Source organism: Paenibacillus sp. FSL R5-0914 (genome assembly GCF_038004525.1).
Lineage (GTDB): Bacteria > Bacillota > Bacilli > Paenibacillales > Paenibacillaceae > Paenibacillus_AQ.
In genome coordinates this window covers 713,482-733,109 of sequence record NZ_JBBORH010000003.1, presented here as the reverse complement: position 1 = coordinate 733,109, position 19,628 = coordinate 713,482, and the positions used below count along the sequence as shown (strand labels likewise).

Annotated in this window: 10 protein-coding genes; 6 read left to right on the top strand and 4 right to left on the bottom strand. The window is 45.2% G+C overall.

Translation table 11 applies throughout. The features are described 5' to 3' along the window. The first annotated feature begins 33 nt into the window (after positions 1–33). Positions 34–1,299, top strand: a complete 1,266-nt coding sequence (locus tag MKX60_RS26585; RefSeq protein ID WP_341061456.1) for an ABC transporter substrate-binding protein — start codon at positions 34–36, stop codon at positions 1,297–1,299. An 80-nt stretch (positions 1,300–1,379) separates the two neighbouring features. Here MKX60_RS26585 and MKX60_RS26580 read toward each other — a convergent pair whose 3' ends face one another. Next, the gene (locus MKX60_RS26580; protein ID WP_042185894.1) at positions 1,380–1,961 is read right to left on the bottom strand and encodes a TetR/AcrR family transcriptional regulator; all 582 of its coding nucleotides are present in this window, start codon (positions 1,959–1,961) and stop codon (positions 1,380–1,382) included. Positions 1,962–2,255: 294 nt separating this feature from the next. On the opposite strand from MKX60_RS26580, the gene MKX60_RS26575 reads away from it, so the two are divergent. From MKX60_RS26575 to MKX60_RS26565, 3 genes are all read left to right on the top strand, one after another. Then, the gene (locus tag MKX60_RS26575) at positions 2,256–3,698 is read left to right on the top strand and encodes a DHA2 family efflux MFS transporter permease subunit (RefSeq protein WP_341061722.1); all 1,443 of its coding nucleotides are present in this window, start codon (positions 2,256–2,258) and stop codon (positions 3,696–3,698) included. A gap of 254 nt (positions 3,699–3,952) precedes the next feature. After that, the gene (locus MKX60_RS26570) at positions 3,953–4,570 is read left to right on the top strand and encodes a TetR/AcrR family transcriptional regulator (protein ID WP_341061455.1); all 618 of its coding nucleotides are present in this window, start codon (positions 3,953–3,955) and stop codon (positions 4,568–4,570) included. Between the two features lie 28 nt (positions 4,571–4,598). Continuing rightward, positions 4,599–6,968: an MMPL family transporter gene (locus MKX60_RS26565; protein ID WP_341061454.1), complete on the top strand. Its 2,370-nt coding sequence runs from the start codon at positions 4,599–4,601 to the stop codon at positions 6,966–6,968. Between the two features lie 664 nt (positions 6,969–7,632). Here MKX60_RS26565 and MKX60_RS26560 read toward each other — a convergent pair. Continuing rightward, positions 7,633–12,090 carry an endo-1,4-beta-xylanase gene (locus MKX60_RS26560; protein WP_341061453.1) on the bottom strand — a complete coding sequence of 1,486 codons (4,458 nt, stop codon included), beginning with the start codon at positions 12,088–12,090 and terminating at the stop codon, positions 7,633–7,635. A gap of 556 nt (positions 12,091–12,646) precedes the next feature. Here MKX60_RS26560 and MKX60_RS26555 point away from each other — a divergent pair. Continuing rightward, positions 12,647–15,301, top strand: coding sequence for a cation-translocating P-type ATPase (locus MKX60_RS26555; RefSeq protein ID WP_341061452.1), 2,655 nt, complete (start codon positions 12,647–12,649; stop codon positions 15,299–15,301). A gap of 117 nt (positions 15,302–15,418) precedes the next feature. On the opposite strand, the gene MKX60_RS26550 is transcribed toward MKX60_RS26555, so the two are convergent. Continuing rightward, a complete protein-coding gene (locus MKX60_RS26550) occupies positions 15,419–15,865 on the bottom strand; it encodes a V4R domain-containing protein (RefSeq protein ID WP_076298175.1) in 447 nt (148 codons plus the stop codon). Positions 15,866–16,253: 388 nt separating this feature from the next. On the opposite strand from MKX60_RS26550, the gene MKX60_RS26545 reads away from it, so the two are divergent. Next, entirely contained in the window at positions 16,254–18,131 is a 1,878-nt protein-coding gene (locus MKX60_RS26545) for an ATP-dependent DNA helicase (RefSeq protein WP_341061451.1), read from the top strand. 203 nt (positions 18,132–18,334) lie between these two features. On the opposite strand, the gene MKX60_RS26540 is transcribed toward MKX60_RS26545, so the two are convergent. Then, positions 18,335–19,516, bottom strand: a complete 1,182-nt coding sequence (locus MKX60_RS26540; protein ID WP_076298177.1) for a sensor histidine kinase — start codon at positions 19,514–19,516, stop codon at positions 18,335–18,337. Positions 19,517–19,628 lie beyond the last annotated feature (112 nt).

Sequence of the window (19,628 nt, the reverse complement as noted above, 5' to 3'; positions counted from 1 at the left end):
CATGTTATTTTCAGCCAGAGAGGATGAATGAATATGAGAACCAAACGTGGAATTCTCCTCGCATGCTCCCTGCTGCTGGCTGCTCTGACAGCCGGTTGCGGAGATAATAGCGACAATGCGAATGGAGTTAAAACCGTGCATATCTACCAGTTCAAGGTTGAAATATCTGAAGCACTAGCTTCGCTTAAGACTGAATTTGAAAAGGAACACCCCGATATTAAGCTGGAGGTGCAAAGCGTGGGTGGCGGGACCGATTATGGCGCCTCCCTACGCGCCAAGTTCTCATCAGGAGATGAACCTGATATCTTCACCATTGGCGGCAACAATGAACGTGATATGTGGATGGAATATCTGGAGGATTTAAGCGGTGAAGCTTGGGCCAAGGATGTAAAGCCCCTAGCAGCAGAACAGATGACCGCAGATGGCAAGCTCTATGGCATGCCGATGAATCTCGAAGGATACGGCTTCATCTATAATAAGGACCTGTTTAAGAAAGCAGGCATCACCGAGAACCCCCTAACTCTAACCGCTCTGCGCGAAGCCTCCGAGAAGTTAAAGGCAGCGGGCATCACACCTTTTGCAAATGGATATCAGGAATGGTTCGTGCTCGGCAATCATAATGTGAACGTAGCTTTCGCCCAGCAGCCAGATCCCGAAGCATTTATCGCCGGGCTTACGGACGGCACCAAAACTTTCGCGGGAGACCCGGTTTTCTCCAAATGGATCGACCTGCTGGACCTTACTGTAGAGTACGGCAACAAAAATCCACTCTCCACCGACTATAATACCCAAGTCACGATGGTAGCGAGCGGAGAAGCCGCGATGATGCAGCAGGGTAACTGGACGCAAGGACAGATCGACGGCATCGATCCTAATCTAAATCTGGGTATCCTACCGATGCCCATTGACGATACCCCCGAAGACAACGACAAGCTGTATGTAGGCGTGCCAAGCAATTGGGTGATCAATAAAAACTCCCCCGTCAAGCAGGAAGCCAAGGTTTTCCTGGATTGGCTGGTCACCTCCGAGACCGGGAAAAAGTATATCACTAAGGAATTCCAGTTCATCCCTGCGCTCGACAGCATTAAGGGCACAGAAGAAGATCTTGGAACGCTAGGCGCCGAGGTGCTAGCTTATACCGATAAGGATCAGGCGCTGACCTGGAACTGGACCCGCCTGCCGAACGGGATGCCGCAGGAATTATCCAGCAGCATTCAAGGCTATCTCGGTGGCAAGCTGACCAAGGAAGGCATGCTGAAGGAGTTCCAAGTCAACTGGGATAATCTCAGTGTGCAGTGAGTTACCTGCTCTGTACACGATCGTAAAGAAAAAGCCGCGCAGCGATGCACGGCTTTTTCTTTACGATCGTATTCATTTGACTAGTTCGCACGCAGCATACTAATTTGTCTGGCAAGATACACTGGCGTATAGGGCATGTCATCTCGAAGCCAAGAAATAACCGTGCCAATTAGGGCTGCTGAACCGTACCAAACGGCAATGTCCTTCTGTATGGGCATCTTGGAATGCTCAGCAGCACCCTCCTTTTTCTCCTGGTGTGCAGAGATGATTTCCGCCATCAAGTTGAACAGACGGTCTGTAAAAATAGGGCTTCTTTTCGATGTGAGTATCACTTTATAGAATTTGGCATTTTCCGCAATATGCTTAAGCAGACTCTCTAGTATCCTCAAATTCTCTTCTTCAACCGATTCGTGATCGTTGTCATCGTTGTTGACCACTTGTAAAATGTCCTCCACCATTTCATCCGCCATCTTTTCCAACATATCCGGGAGATCCCGATAATGCAGATAAAAAGTAACACGATTGATTTTAGCCCGCTCTGCAATACGGTTTACTGATATTTTCTCAATATCCATTTCCTCAAGCAATTCAATCACAGCATCTCTAAGCAATTGACGTGTACGAAGTACCCGGGGATCTGTACGTTGCGTTGTGTTATTCATCTTACTCTCTCCAATCTTTAACTTTCATATCGTAAACTACAATTTTTAAATAATTGTTGTTTTTTAATGAGAAAACACTACAAATTTAAAACGAATGTAAACTATTTTACATTTTTTCGCAAATCGTTGCTTGATTACATGAAAATTTCATTTATAATCTAATTCATGCATTGTAAACTATACAACACACTGTAAATTTAGTCCATGATCAACGATTTGAAAGGATGGAGTGGAGTGAGTACAAAGACAGAAGTAACAAGCAGTTCCGTAAAAAAGGGACCCATCTTATTCATTATGATTTTGGGCGCCTTTCTTGCGACACTGAATCAGACTGTAATGAGCGTTGCCGTACCGGAGTTAATGCATGATTTTAATATCTCGGCTGCAACCGCTCAGTGGCTAACAACAGGCTATATGCTGGTTAATGGGGTTCTAATCCCAATTACAGCTTATTTGATGCAAAGGTTTACGACGCGAGAGCTTTTTCAAGCTTCCATGTTTATATTTTTGGCTGGAACGATCGTCTCGGCCATCGCAACAAACTTCCCTATTCTACTGACCGGGCGTATGATTCAGGCAGCTGGTGCTGGGATTATCATGCCGCTGCTCACAAATGTCATCTTGACCCTGTTTCCTCCTGAAAAAAGAGGGGCCGCCATGGGGATGGTAGGGTTAGCTATTATTTTTGCACCCGCGATTGGACCTACTCTGGCCGGATATATTTTGGAACATTATTCTTGGGAGACTATGTTCTATGGCATGATTCCTTTGACCGTCATTGTAATCATCTGCGGATTTATTTATTTGAGAAATGTATCGGAGCGCATCTATCCTAAGCTGGATATTGTTGGTGTAGTTCTTTCTACTATCGGTTTTGGAACCTTGCTGTATGGTTTCAGCCGTGCTGCCAGCGCAGGCTGGTCAAGCGCAGAAGTACTGTTGTCTCTGGGCCTAGGTGTCCTTTCCCTTGGCTTGTTTACTTGGAAACAACTAGCCTCTCAGAACCCGTTACTTGATCTTCGGGCCTTCAAATACAACATGTTTTCCTTAACGACTGTCATCAGTATCGCAGTCACAATTGTGATGTATGCAGATATGATGCTGCTGCCTCTGTATCTGCAAAATGCCCGTGGCTTTACAGCGATGGAATCCGGCTTACTGCTGCTTCCTGGTGCGCTCATTATGGGTTTATTGATGCCGGTAACCGGAAAGCTGTTCGACCGGTTCGGGGCAAAGTGGCTCGCTATTATCGGTCTACTGATTACAATAGCAACGACTCTAAGCTTTGTGAATTTAACGGACTCAACCAGTTACATGTATCTGGTATATATGTCAACTGGCCGCCGGATCGGTATGGCTCTGCTCCTTATGCCAATACAAACTTTAGGACTAAATCAGTTACCTTCCAAGCTTAGTGCGCACGGTACAGCGATTTCGAACACCATTCGACAAGTGGCTGGCGCCGTGGGGACTTCCCTACTTGTCACTGTAATGACAAGCCGTACTACAACGCATATGAACGATATGCTAGCCTCGGGCAGCACACAGAACGGAACACAAGAACATATGATTATGGAAGCTTCCATTCAAGGTATCAATGATTCCTATCTAGTTATTGTGGGCATCGGCATTCTCGGTCTGCTGCTCTCTTTCTTCATTAAACGTGTTGGGCAAGCGCCTGATCCGGAGCAAGAACCTGAAGTGAAGCTCAAAAAAATTATTGCTAAAGAAGCTTAATATATAGAAGCAATTAGCACTATTTAAAGCAACTTGCAAAAGAGATCAGCAATGTTAATCATTGCTGATCTCTTTTTAGTCTGACAACTACCCTGCTTATAAGCTCGGGCGGTTCACTACCCTGTATCCTGAATATAACCTCCACTCGCTTAAAAATTGCCCATTGCGCAATTTTGCCCTTTGGGCAATAATATAAAAATAGAAAATAGAGCACAGAATGTCCTCTGTACTTAAGAAAGGAGATCGCATAGAACTTGAACCCCAAACAGACGCTGCGCGACAAAAAAAAAGAAGCTACGGCCTATGCCTTAGCCAAATCTGCCTTCGAGCTTGCGCTTGAACTAGGTATGGACGGCTTCATCGTCGACGACGTTGTACAGAAGGCCGGCTACTCCCGGCGGACCTTTGCCAACTACTTCTCGTGCAAAGAAGAGGCGGTAGCAGCATATTTTATCAGCAACTCTTCAAGAGAAGATAAGAGCATGTTATTCGAGAATCTGCCCCCAGATGCAACACCGCTGGATGCCTTATACAAATTGTTCAAGCTGCAGTTTACTTCCGAGTTTCTGTATCAATTGCGGCAGTTTGTATCGCTGGCTAATCAGTATCAGTCGCTGGAGCCTTATATCCTCAGCGTATTCCGCCGCCTGCAGATTGCCGCGCAGGAAGTGCTCGAACAGTTCACTCATGGACGTTATGCCGACGGGTATACACATCTTCTCGCTGGTGCCGTTTACGGAGCGTTCGTGCCTATTCTGGATGGACGTCTGAACGTCATGCTACCAGGTGAAGCGCAGGATGAACACTCCGATGCCATATCGTTCGATCAATATCTAAATTCCATGTTTACTTATTTACGCAAAGGCTTTTAATTTAGAGATACAAAGGAGAAACCATAATATGTCTACATTTCTATACCGATTGGGCAAATCTGCATATACCAAGCCCTGGTATTTCCTTACCGTCTGGATTCTGATTCTCGGTGTTATAGGCGCCCTGCTTGGTGTCAATGGCATCCAATCCAGCTCGGAAATGAAAATTGAGGGCACTGAATCGCAAAAAGTACTGGATATGCTGGTCAAGGAACTTCCAGCAGCTGCTGGCGGTCAGGCGAGCGTTGCCTTCACCGCGCCTGATGGAGAACGGCTAGATACGCCGGAGAGATCAGCACTGATTCTGAAGGCTATAAATGATGTCTACAGCATGGACTATATCATCAATCCTGCTGAACTGGCCGCGCAAGCCGCGGCGGCTGCGGGTCAAGCTGCAGGAGCAGACCCATCAGCAGCTGCCGGTGGCCAAACTGCCACTGCGGACCCTTCGGCGGCTGCGAGTCAGACAGACGCTGCGGGTCAAGCTACTGCTGCGGTTCAGGCCGTTCCTTACGGGCCACTAATCGTTGATGGTGCTCCGGTTCCCGGCGTCATGCTGTCTGCCGACGGCAGCATCGCCCTGTTCCAATTCCAGTTCACTGTTCAGCAGACATCACTCCCCTCTTCTGTACCAGATAACGTGATTAAGGCTGTAACCGAAGTCGAGCAGGCAGGCTCCGGGATCACAGCCATTCCGAGTGATTCGCTCAAAAGCACACCGTCCATCGGATCTACGGAAGCGATCGGCGTAGCCGTCGCAGCAGTTGTGCTGTTTATTACACTCGGTTCGATTGTTGCAGCCGGACTGCCGCTGATCACCGCGCTCCTTGGTGTCGCGATTAGCGTCGGCGGTGCTTTTGCTCTTTCGAATATTGTGCACATGAATGACATTACACCCATTCTCGCAGTCATGATCGGTCTGGCTGTCGGTATCGACTACTCCTTATTTATCGTGAACCGGCAGCGGCGGTTAATTCTCGATGAGAATTTAAGTGCCAAGGAAGCGGCAAGCCGAGCGGTCGGCACCGCCGGAAGTGCAGTATTCTTCGCCGGACTGACCGTCATCATCGCCCTTTGCGGCATGTTGGTCATCGGCATCGGCTTCTTGTCAACCATGGCTCTCGTTGCTGCTGTCAGCGTGCTGATCACTGTTCTGTTGGCGCTTACCCTGCTGCCTGCGCTGCTGGGTCTCGTCGGCGAACGGATCTGCACCGCCAAGGCACGTTCAAAGAACGTAGCTTCCGCGAACAAAGCCCGTCACGGGTTCTCACACCGCTGGGCGAACGCAACGGTAAAATACCGCTGGGCTATCATTGTTCTAGTGGTCTTGGTTCTTGGTACAGCGGCGATTCCAGTAACCAAAATGGAGCTAGGTATTCCGTCTGGCGCTTCGGCAAATCTGGACACTCCAGCACGCCAGAGCTATGACATCATCTCCAAGGGCTTCGGCGAAGGGTTCAACGGTCCGCTACTACTGGTGGCCCAACCAAACAACCCGTCCAACAAGATTTCAATGCAGACGCTTGGCAAGCTGGTTCAAGAGCTGCAAATGCATGATAACGTCACGCTAGTGTCCCCAATGGGCGTCAACGCGACCGGAGATATTGCCATTATCAGTCTAATCCCTAAAACCGGCCCTACAGATACAAAGACGAGAGATCTGGTGCAAGATCTGCGCGATCCCGCTTCCAGCCTCGCATCATCAAATGATGTAACGCTTGGTGTGACCGGCTTCACTGCGATCAACATCGATATGTCCTCCAAGCTATCCGATGCATTTCCCGTGTATATCGGCATCATCGTAATTCTATCCCTAATTATACTGCTGCTTGTTTTCCGGTCGGTCATCGTTCCGATCAAGGCGACGGTAGGCTTCATTCTCAGTGTGCTCGCTACTTTCGGTCTAACCACGGCCGTGTACCAGTGGGGATGGCTGCACTCACTGTTTGGTTTTGACACAGGAGGCCCACTGCTCAGCTTTATGCCAATTCTGGTCACCGGCATTCTGTACGGACTGGCGATGGATTATCAGGTATTCCTCGTCAGCTCCATGCGTGAGGCTTACGTCCATGGACGTCGTGGCAACGACAGTGTCGTTCACGGCTACGATCTCGCCAGCCGCGTCGTACTTGCCGCAGGCGTAATCATGGTTTCCGTCTTCGCTGGCTTCATCTTCGCACCTGATGCGATGATCAAGCAGATCGGATTCGCACTGGCCTTCGGCATCCTGATCGATGCTTTCATCATCCGCATGACGCTCGTTCCGGCGGTAATGGCCGTCTTCGGAGACAAAGCCTGGTGGCTTCCGAAATGGCTAGACCGTCTACTTCCGAACCTCGACGTCGAGGGCGATAAGCTAATCGCCATGCTCAATGCCAAGGGAGAAGGTAAGAAATAAGCAAAGGATAGCCTTTGAACTGTCCTCCCAAAATTTTGAAGAGCATGACCCTGCGAACTACCTGCAGGGTCTGCTATACTTTTTAAGGCATTGCAGTTCTCCTGTGTCAGAGAAATCTTCTCTATATTGATCGACGAACAAATTACCCTGTTGGGTGTGTTGGCTTCTATTAGTTTAAATTTGTAGCTTACGGAGCACGCCTTGTTGTACTTTCCACAGATTTTCGGTGGTTTGGAGAGAAAAACTCCAATGTAGGGGAGCATTTTGCTTAGGTAAAACGTGTTATAAGGAAATCCTCCCTATATATTGGTTAATTTCAATAAAACACACCGAGTTCAGCTGAATTATAGGGATGATTTCCCTATAATCTCTCCACATGAGCTTTTAATGTAGAATTATAGGGAGGATTTCCCCATAATTCTATAGGTTTGACCCTGAAGCGAGGAACAAAAAGCAACTCCTATAAAGAAGCCAATAAACACGGGCTCCGGTACTCCTTTCGTGCACCCCTTGAACTCATTTCTGGCATAGCCCATATCCGTTGTGTTCTATACAAAAACAAGAACAGCGATTCTCCATGGATGGGAGAATCGCTGTTTTCTGTCGTTACGTTTTTTTTGATATTTCTTGTAACCGCCTATAAAGACTTTCTCTCAAAGCTAGCCTACAGCTTCCAGATGCGGTACAAGATAACTGCTGCTTCAGCACGGGTAAGCGTGTCGTTAGGCGCAATTCTATCGTTCTTTCCGTTCACAACTCCGAATTTGACCAACAATAATGCGCTGTCTTTCGCATAGCTGGAGATGCTTGCTTCATCCAGATAAGCACTCAAAGCTCCACTCGCCTTGATTTGCTTACCGGATGCCGCTAGCGCACGCACAGTCAGCACCATCATATCTTGGCGAGAGACTTCAATATTTGGTCGGAACGTATCATCTTCAAAGCCTGTGGCAATTCCCAGTTCCTTCGCGATGACCAGTTCATCATAATAATAGTCCGTCTTTTGGACATCGCTGAACAATGCTGCATTTTTTCCCGTTCCCTTCAGTTCAAGCACTCTGACAAGAAGAGCAATGAAATCTGCTCGCTTCATAGAATCTGCAGGTGAGAAATTATTCATGCTGGTGCCTTGGATGACATCGCGAGCTGCCATAACATCTATGGCTTGTTTTGCCCAAGATACGTTCTGCAGGTCTCCGAAGTTTTTCTTTACAAAGGTTACTGCATAAATGCTGAAGTGGGTCGTTTGAAATACAACCGTTTGGGTTGCAGCATCATATCGACCGTTCGGAACCGGAGCTACGTTGCCTTTATCATCGATGTACCAAACAACGATTAAATCCAGATTACTTAGCTCCTCCGCTGTCGGTGTATACGGAATGGATACCGTGACAGGTGCGTTAGGGTTATTCCACGGAATGACTTTATCGCCTGATACTACGCTTAGATCAATAACCGGATGGCTGCCAATCAAATTACGGTTAGCTGCACTCAGGCTGTCCGCAGAGACTTTACTTATGCGTATGGACACTTGCTCAGCAAGGTCTGTTAAGTCGGGCAGCATATTGCTTGGAATTTGGATTGTAGCATTTTCCGTCTTAAGCAATAGTTCAAAGTTTTCTTTCCCCATCAAGCTTTGGGTTGGCAATTGTATATCATACACTTTCGCATCCGTTTGCTGTGGCACTTCGATTACGATTCGTTTCTTGCCGTTTGCCGCTGCTGTAGCTTGTTCAAGCGCTTTTTTCAAATTGTCGCTGGAGATCGTGCCTACGGCACGCCCGTTATCGGATTTCACCTCCAGTGTAATCGTAACAACACCATCTTTGTTTGCAATGGCTACAGGCTGTGGAGTTGTTACTGCACTACCAGTGTTGCTACTACCAGTTGGTGTTGGCGTTGGTGTTGGCGTTGGTGTTGGCGTCGGTTCCGAACCGGTAGATTTCCCCTTGAGGGTAAGTACACCATAAACAGATGTGTCCATATATCCAGTACCGGTTGTATCGTTCCAAGCCGCAACACTTTGACGTGAGCCGTCTTTAGCATCATTGATCTGTACATCGAAACCAAGCTTTGTATCGTCATCCGGAGTTACCCCATGAAGCGGAATCTTCACTTCAACCGTGTAGTTTGTTCCGGAAATGTGAGTCGCCGACTCGAAACCAGCTGCGATGCTTGTGGGATTAAATGAAGTCTCATTGTCAAAATTGATTCTGTACTGCCCATCATCCTCTTGATAGAACGTTGTTTTCCCATTGTTTTGGTCCACGAAGATTTCAACCGAATCCTGTTCATGTGCGTTCACACTGCTCTTATCAAGCTGCGTATCGCTAACCTGGATCAGGACATAAAGATTTTGATCATCCCAGAGTGCTTTTGCCACTCCGCTCGCACCCTGCCAAGCTGTTTGATAACGGTTGATCGGCATTTCAGCGGTCTGGCTCCAGATCTCGTCAACCGTTCCATCAATGACAGGTGCAGCGAATTTGGCGGTCGAATGATTGGCTTCAACCGTTTCAGGCTCATGCTCTTCAATGAACGTATCAGGATCGATAACACCATAATATGATGGCTTGGCTTGCAAGTTTTTATCAAACAACAGTGGATTGGAAGAAGCTCTCCAGCTCGTGTTATCATCCATACCCCAGAAGGTAACACGTTTGATATGCTCATCGTTAGCTCTGAAGATATTTAACAACTGCGCATACAGGTAACCTTGCGCATTAGCGAGCTTCTCAGAAAGCTGATAGTTGCTTCCAGCCTGAATGTCCAGCTCGGTAATGCTAACTTCAACTCCCAAGGAAATAAACTTCTCCAAGGACCGCTCCACATTTTCCGGGTTTGTATTGATGCTGTAATGTGCTTGCATGCCGACACCATCAATAAGCAATTTACCAGGGTGAGTGAGCGCATATTTATCATTAATTTCTTTGACCATACTGTAAATGGCCTGCGCTTTATTCTGATTATCTTCATTATAATCATTGTAATAGAGTTTAATATTCCAGTCAGGATTCGCATCTAGAACTTCTCTTGCCGCCAGGAATGCCTGCTCTACGTAGTCTGCGCCGATAGCACTCTTCCATGGGGCGGATCGCAGTGCAGTTTTCCAATCCGTTGGGTTAGACGGGTTATCACTCATCGCCTCATTGACAACATCCCAGGAGATCACCTTATCGCCAAAATGCTCCATAACGGTTTTGATATGAGCCCTCAAATTATCTAGAGCCTCATCCCGTCCCAAGGGGATCGTGTTGTTGTCTGCATCTGATGTTGTATTCATCCATGCTGGTGATTGCTGATGCCATACCAATACATGGCCATGCATCTGCATTCCCTCATCCAACACTTTATCTACAAGCTCATCCGCACCAGTGAACGTGAAGTTGCCCTTTGTAGGCTGCAACGCATCCGGCTTCATGGCATTACCTGCCGTAGCGACATTATGATGCATTTTCAGAAGTTCAAGTCTTACGCCTTCCAAATCCTCCGCAGATATTGCATTTCCGATCAAAAAATGATCTTCATAAGCATTTTTAATCGGAATCAGATCCTTTTGAATACCAACCGGACCCGATCCTGTTTTTTCAAAGCTGATGTCGTCGATATAAAAAGATGCAGTACTGTTACTTGAGCTTTCCACATAAATGGTCAAATACTCGCTGCTTACATTGTTATAGCGGTATGTGCCTTCGAACTGAACCCAGCCATCATTTGCGCTGATGGTTTTAGGTGCCAGTTGTACATAATTGGCGCTGCTTCCATTGCCAACCTGGGTAGACAGCTGAAGCTGGGAGCTTGCAGGCTGGATCAGCTTGACCCATAACGAAATTTTATATTCGTAGCCCTTGTCCACATATTTCTCCACACGTAATGAAGGCCCATGCCAGGTACTCGTTCTGCCCTCTACCTTTAAAGCATATGAACCGTTATCCGTGTGATTCTCATCATCGGTAATAGTAAGCGTTTCGCTACCTGCTCTGCCCTCAAAACCACCTGCTTTTTGATCCTCAAAAGTAACCGTGGTAAAAGGTAACGCTGGATCTCTAGGTGGTTCTGGTGTTGGTATTGGTGTCGGCTCTGCTGTCACCTTTTCTGTAACCAACACATCGCCGATATAGAACGGAACGGCTTTACCTATCGCGTTCGATTGGACGCGAAGTTTCGTATCTTTACTCGTATCTACGATGAATTCTTTCGTCAAAGTGATCCCTTTGCCAGCTTCATAATCCCCACTTGCCAAAAGGGCATAACTGCCTATCGCTTGTATATAAGCTTGTGCACCGCTAGGTACAGTCACATCAGGATCAACGTACACTGTTGCGGTCACCGTGTAGGTTTTACCATTTTCCAGGCCTATGTCGCTAAATGTAAAATCAGCCGCGTCCCAGTCATTTGTTCTATTGCTAACATATAATGCGGCACCATCAGCATTACCAGCAAAAACCTTACCGGTGACAGCTGTTAGATTAGCACTACCTGATTGTGTAGCTAAACCCTTGCCACTCACAAAAGATTCGTGATAAATTTCTTTATCCGTTTCTGTTACCGCTTTTTTTGCCGTGATGAGGACGTCCCCAATGTAAAACGGAACGGCTTTACCAATCTCGTCCGACAGAATACGTAGCGTCGTATCTTTACTCGTATCCACAGTGAATTCTTTAGTCAAGGTGATCGCTTTACCTGCTTCATAATTTACACTTGCCAAAAGACTATAACTGTTTATGGTTTGGAGATAAGCTTGTGCGCCGCTAGGTACAGTCACATCAGCGTCAACATAAACGGATGCGGTCACCATGTAGGTTTTACCGTTTTCTAGGCCCATGTCACTAAATTTGAAATCAACCGCGTCATAGTTATTTGTTCTGTTGCTTACATATAAAGCCGCTCCGTCAGCATTGCCAGCAAATGCTTTATCGGTGACAGGCGTAAGACTAGCACTGCCCGATTGGCCTGCGATGCTTTTGCCATTCGCAAAGGTTTCGTGATATACCATTACTGAGTCTGATGGTACTGTCGCATCGGGTGCTGCAGCTTCCGTAATCGGAGCCAGCCAGCTAGACGGAATAAGCAAAGCAGCTGCGAGTAAGATCGAGATGACTTGTTTAAACATTCTACTCATTTGTTGCATTCCTCCTCCAGTGATTTTGGAAATTAGGTACTCACCTAAATTTTCTAGAACCAGCCCTTTAAAATGAGATAACAGCATTGGTAACTTAGACATAGCCAGATTTTTTCTTAAAGATCCACCCCCATTTGTAACCGCTTACATATGTGCTTACACCATTTTACAACTCCGACACAATTGACAACTATACTAATACTAAAGGTGTTACCCCCCATAATCATAGGAAAACACACGCAAGATCCAGGAATTCCCTATGTCTTCCCATGTAATAAGACTTCTTCATAGGTAATCCAATACTATTCATTAAAAAGATTTCACAATATGGACGATTACGAATGATCTTTTTTTAGATATGCGCATACTAAGCTCCATATTTTGAAACTTGCGTCAAGTTGAATCGTAAGTTTGAAGATAGGTCCTGAAGTCTACTGATTTGACGAACTGATATACCATACTTGTGTAGAACACGCAGTTATGTGCACTTATGCAGTAAATCGAAGCTTATGAGACCTAAAAAAAGACACAGCACAGCGGAGAGGAGCTATCATTAGTGGAGTATTACCGCAAGAATGTAACAGACAGTTTACAGGAAGTGCAGAGTACAACTAACGGGCTTACGTCGGCAGAAGTCGACAAACGACTGGAACGTGATGGTTACAATGAATTAAAAGGAAAGAAAAAAGATCCCCTCTGGAAGCTTTTTCTTGAAAATTTCAAGGACCCTATGGTGGTCGTACTGCTTATTGCGGCCATTGTCCAGATTGTTATGGGTCAAGTTATGGAGTCGCTTATCATTTTCCTCGTGTTGATTCTCAATGCAGTTATAAGTGTCATCCAAACTCGTAAAGCGGAGAGTTCACTTGATGCCCTGCAGCAGATGTCGGCACCCGAGGCTAAAGTGTTGCGGGATGGAGCCTTAAAAACCGTCCCTGCCAGAGAGCTTGTTCGCGGTGATATCGTATTACTGGAGGCTGGAGATTTCGTACCTGCCGACGGCCGTATCATAGAATCGGGAAGCTTGAAGATCAATGAAGGCATGCTGACCGGGGAATCCGAAGCTGTAGAGAAGCATACGGATACCATCGCGAAGGAATCTCCACTCGGGGACCGTCGTAATATGGCGTTTAGCGGTTCTTTGGTTGTATATGGCCGTGGAACTCTTGTAGTAACAGGAACTGCACTGACAACCGAAATCGGCAAAATCGCTGAACTCATTGAGAGCGCCGAAGCCAAGCAGACGCCACTACAGCGTAAGCTCGAAACCTTTAGCAAGCAGTTGGGTGTAGCGATTATCGTGCTGTCCGTTTTGATCTTTGCCATCCAAGCCGGACGTGTTTGGCTGTCGAATGATTCAGTGGATACCACGGAAGCCATTCTGAATGCCCTAATGTTTGCAGTCGCTGTGGCAGTCGCCGCTATTCCTGAAGCTCTATCCTCGATTGTAACGATTGTCTTATCCGTAGGTACGAATAAAATGGCTAAGCAACATGCGATTATTCGTAAGCTGCCAGCCGTCGAAGCACTTGGATCAACCAGTGTCATCTGTACGGACAAAACCGGTACTCTGACCCAAAATAAAATGACGGTTGTAGATTACTTTTTACCGGAAGGTGAACGTGATCAATTCAATCAAGAGCCCGAAGAATGGTCTGAGGAAGCCCGGCGCCTCCTACACATTGCCGTGCTTTGTAACGACTCTAACATTAATGAGGATGGTAAAGAACTAGGCGATCCAACTGAGGTGGCACTTATTGCCTTCAGTAACAGCATGAATAAAGATTACAAGGAAATACGCGACAATTTCCCTCGTGAAGCCGAACTTCCTTTTGACTCGGATCGCAAGCTAATGACGACCTTACACACTTTTAACGGACAAAAAGCAATGATCACTAAAGGCGGACCAGATGTACTCTTTAGTCTTTGTACGCATGTACTACTAAGTGGACAAGAAGTGCCGATGACACCGGAAGTTCTTGATCGTTTCATTGAAGCCAATGAGGAATTCTCCAGCAGAGCACTACGTGTACTTGCCTATGCTTACAAAACTGTACCAAATACAGTCACTGAAGTGGGGCTTGAGGATGAACAAAATCTGGTGCTCGTAGGCTTGACAGCTATGATTGATCCCCCTCGGGAAGCTGTCTATGGCGCGATCGCAGAATCCAAGAAGGCTGGAATTCGGACCATCATGATTACTGGTGATCATAAGACAACCGCACAAGCGATCGGACGTGATATCGGCCTTATGACCGAAAAAGAAATTGCCGTAACCGGTCAAGAGCTTGATGCCATGTCCGACGAAGAATTGGATAATAAGCTTGAGCAGATTGGTGTGTACGCCCGAGTCTCCCCGGAGAATAAGATCAGAATTGTCCGGGCGTGGCAACGAAAAGGCAAAATCACAGCCATGACCGGTGATGGCGTAAATGACGCGCCTGCCTTGAAGCAAGCAGATATCGGTGTTGCTATGGGTAGTGGAACCGATGTTGCTAAAGATGCGGCTGCCATGATTTTGACTGATGATAATTTTGTATCCATTGTGAATGCTGTGTCTGTAGGCAGAACGGTATTCGACAATATCAAAAAAGCGATCGCCTATTTATTTTCAGGCAACCTGGGTGCGATTATCGCCATTCTGTTTGCCCTGATCTTCGACTGGATTAATCCCTTCACAGCGATTCAGCTTCTATTTATCAATCTGGCGAATGATTCACTGCCCGCCATTGCCCTTGGTATGGAGAAACCTGAACCTAACGTGATGAACAGAAATCCAAGAGAACTGAAGGAAGGTATATTTGCCGGAGGAATGATGCAGGCTATTATTACCCGTGGTCTACTTATAGGTATAGCCGTAATTATATCCCTGTATATCGGACTCCAGCATTCCCCTGATATGGGCGTGGCTATGGCATTTACAACCCTGATCCTGTCTCGTACACTTCAGACCTTTGCCGCTCGCTCGAACAGTCAAACAGCTATTGAAGCTGGGTTTTTCAGCAACAAATACGTCATCGGAGCCGTTTTGGTCTGCTTTGCCTTTTACGGGATTGCGGTTCTGCCAGGGGTTAGAGAAATCTTCTCGATTCCAGCTTCATTCGGAATGTCCGATTGGCTGATTGCAAGCGGTCTGGCACTCGGCGCCGTCATCCTAATGGAATTGACGAAGGTTATTCGTAGAGCGTTTACTCCTAAATCAGCTTCTTAATCACAATTGAACAAAAAATCAAAACAGCGATTCTCCAAGGATGGAGAATCGCTGTTCTTCTGTCATTTTCAGATCTGATTCAAACATCCGTATTATGATCAAAATATCACGTAAATTTTAATATTTGACTATGTATTCACAACATTCATCCCCATGAACATTACATTTCACTTCCCGGACGGAAACTCGTTTCCCACGTATTTTGCTAAGTGCTCCTTCGATAATGGCCCCCTCTAGGTCACATACCATTTTCCCTTCCATAATAGGTAACCCTTCGCAGAAACAATCGTGTACTGCAATTGACATTCCCTTGTCATCTTCATGGGTTATTATAGGGATCCCTATCTTCATTCGTTCGAATAACCCGAATAGTTCATTAACGGAGGTAACACCAAACTCTTCCCCAATTTTTCTTCCTATCGTCAACGTTGTGCCCTTACCATTCATGGGTAACGCTTGGTATAATCCAATAAGTCTAATCGTTCTGAAAAGCTCTAAGGGTACAGCATCACCCAAATTTTCTCTCTTTATTTTTTTCATATCTGTAAAAGTAAAATGATCCATGCCCGTAGCCTCCAAATTCTTATGTAATTTATATTTCAAATTTAATTAATATATTGAGTATAAACGTATCCAATAAATGCTTTGTGATCCTACGCACTTCCTATCCCTAATGATTGGAAGAACAAGGGTTAAAAATCATTATTTTATATTCTGACACTTGACTGTTAGCGCTTCATCTATGATAATTACAACCTCACCCAAAAAACTGGGACTGGAAGAAAATTGATTTTGAAAAGAGGCGGTCGTTATTAGCTGGTTAAGTGATCTATATAAATTACAGAAGCAGGAGCTAAAAAAGGACATCGAACCCTCTTTAGTCAATGCCATCTTTCGGATGTATGATAGATTTCCCAGGATTGGACTTAAAGAGCGGATCGGCCAGCAAGATATGTCTCTGGATATCGCTGAAGCTTATATTAATGGTAGAAACGCAATGATTGAAGCTGGAGTCGGCATCGGTAAGTCCTTTGCATACCTCATACCCAGCCTGCTCATTAACCAAGTCTCAAGACAACCGATCATTATTGCAACATCCTCCATACAACTTTCAGAACAGATCCATAAAGATCTGAGATTCATCGGAAGCCGGCTCGGATTTACATCGGTTCGCTCCGTAGTCGGAAAAGGCATGGGGCAATATGCTTGCCGATACAGGGCAGCAGACCTGTTACAACCTGATGATTCAAGCTCTCCTCTATCTACACTTGCCCAGCGTATTGTGAATTATGACATTGATGAGAGAGCAGACATTAAGGGCGGGGTTAGTGATGCAGTATGGTCTAATGTTTGTGTGAATGATTGTAAATTTGAACGATGCCATTATAAAAGCACATGTTCATTTTACGAGATGAGAGCGAAGATTAACGCCGACGCCAGCGACATGGATTTTATTATCGTCAACCAGGACCTGCTCATCCGTGATTTGATCAAGAAAAAAGAAGGAACGAAGGGATTAATCACTGAACGGCCAGCTCTGATCGTAATTGATGAAGCTCATAATCTGGAAGCAAAGGTTAGAGATGCTAGAACGCTCGAGTTTACATACCGGGGAACCTGCCGTATTCTGGATGACACCTTACAGATTCTCTTCAAGCAATCCGCAGATAACGGCCTTTTGCCGCAATTTAAATTTTTGAAAAGATGCATGGGTCATATTTTCAAACAGGTAGAAACGGATTTGCTGCAAACAGCCAAGCAGGATAATGACCGGATAAAAGTGTCGGAGATCACAGGGATTCCGTTAAAGCGGGGGGCTCAGGTTTTGAAAGAGTTTAATCTCAGCTTATCCGTCTTAACTTCCAAGCATGAGCGAGAGATCGATAATCTTTTTGAAGCCATGAACGGACTTATAGATCTCTTTGATGTACTCGCCGGAGTCCAGGATAACTACCTGATTTGGGGAAGCAATACCCAGCGTGAGGCCACTATTAGTATCTGTCCTAAAGGCATAAGCCAGTTCCTAAGATATAGCTTATTTAACGGGAAAACATCTGTTATTTTAACGTCAGCAACCATGTGCCAAACCGGAGAAACACTAGAGGAACAATATGCATATCTGACGCAGTCGCTCGGTTACAAGGGAGATTATATGGAGCGCCAGGCTTCGCCGTTTGATTATGACAACCACACCATGCTGTATATTGCTAAGGACATCCCTTACTACAACCATCAGAACAAGGTAGGTTATCTTGAAGCGGCATACAAGGAAATGCTGAGGCTCTGTAATTTAACGGACGGACGGACATTGGTTCTTTTTTCAGCGAAGGAAGATATGAAGTACATTCATAATAAGTTAAAATCCGAGAAGTTAGCATGGGCGGTGCATGTTCAAAGAGAAGGATCGTCTCAGGACGGGGTGATCGCTGAATTCCGTGGCAGTAAAGGCGTCCTTCTTAGTACCGGTGTATTCTGGGAAGGCGTGAATATCGAAGGTTCTGATTTGTCGCAGTTAATTATTTTCCGTCTGCCCTTCCCTGTTCCTTCCGATCCTGTCTATGAATATAAGGCATCTTTGACGAAGGATCCCTTAAATGACGTTTTTGTACCGGACATGCTGCTTCGGTTAAGACAAGGAACCGGGCGATTGATCCGTAGTGAGACTGACCTTGGTGTACTCAGCATACTTGATTCCCGTCTGTCTGCTGCTGCGAAAAAGGATTACCGGGATAAGGCATTGGAATCTTTACCATTTAAAAAGGTTACCGAGGATTTTAGAGTGCTGGAGAAGTTTGTAAAAGAAAAAGAGATACAACTTAGCGTTAAGTAGAACAGGCTGTACCGTCCTCTTAGGAACGCGTATTTTTGAATAGCGATACTGTGTATCGTTTGGAGGATCCTTTTCAGCATGAAAAATAATAAACAAGCCTGAAGAGCTTCTGTGCCAGGCTTGTTTGTTTTTGCTGTATCAGCTCTCCGAAGCTGATGATCCATTTATCATCCTTCATTCAATCATTCAAATTGTTCGTAGCCTCAAATGTGATAATCATTTACCCAAGGCAAAATAACCATCACGCTAGTACCTACCTGAACTTCTGAGTCTACCTTAATTTGTCCCCCATACATTTCTATTAATTGTTTACAAATTGATAATCCAATTCCTGTCCCTTTTTGCTTGGTTGTAAAGAAAGGGTCAAATATTCGATTTAGTTTATCCAGTGGAATTCCTTCTCCATTGTCTTTAAAAATAAGGATAATTTCGTTAGTCTCATTAGCGGTGCTAACTGTAATGTCTATTCTGCCTCTAAACGCTGTGAATGAATCGATACTATTTTTTAAAATGTTAAGGATTACCTGTTCTAGTTGAGAGGCGTTTCCATACGTCATTACTTTCTCTAGAGAATACTCCACGGAAAGAATAATATCATCACTAAGTATGAGTTGATTCACGATGTTATTAACTCTATGTATAACCTCGATAACGTTATATACTACGCCGGTATTTTTCGAACTATCTCCTTTTCGAGCCAGTACTAGGAAGTCCGTTACTAATCCGTTCAGAGCATCAATCTCTTTAATGGTTATATCCAGATACGCACGCAATTCATCCGCCTTGATCACCGGTTCATATAGCCTGTTATTTACAAGCTGGGCAAATCCTTTAATCGAAGCAAGCGGATTCCGTATTTCATGTGCCATACCAGCTGCCATTTGTCCCATAACAGCAATTTTTTGTTCATGCAAATTGTCAATCTGTTGATTTTTATTAGATAAATACCCCTTTGCAAAGCCCGTAAAACCGGTCCAGTTGCTTTCCATTAAACGATTATAAAAAAACAATCGAGTCGTAGAATCATCTTCCATCTCTTCAATGATCTTAAACATCATATTCTGAGCGATTAAGTTTAAATCCTTGCTCATTTCAAGTAAGATATCAAAATGATCACCGAATATTTCTGCAGTATAAATCCCTCGCTCCACCCCCTCTTTTTCTAGTAGGTTTAGGTATTGGTCGTAACCAAAGGAATCCAAGAACAGTGCCTCTATCATACTCATTAATATCGTGCTGAATGTTGAATCTAACAATTCCTTATGCGTCTCTATAAACCAGGCGGATTCGATATTTTTCATAGTTATAGAATGATAATGCCTATCTAAAATAATTGGAACAGCTAGGGTTAATGACGAACGTAATGCATTTGCTCTGTATGACATTTTCATCCTCCCTCTTTGTTGTTTTGTATTCAATATATATGTATATTTTCCTGCTTCAAAAGTAACAGTAAGTCACTATATTTCACAAAACCAATAGTTTTACTTAATTAAT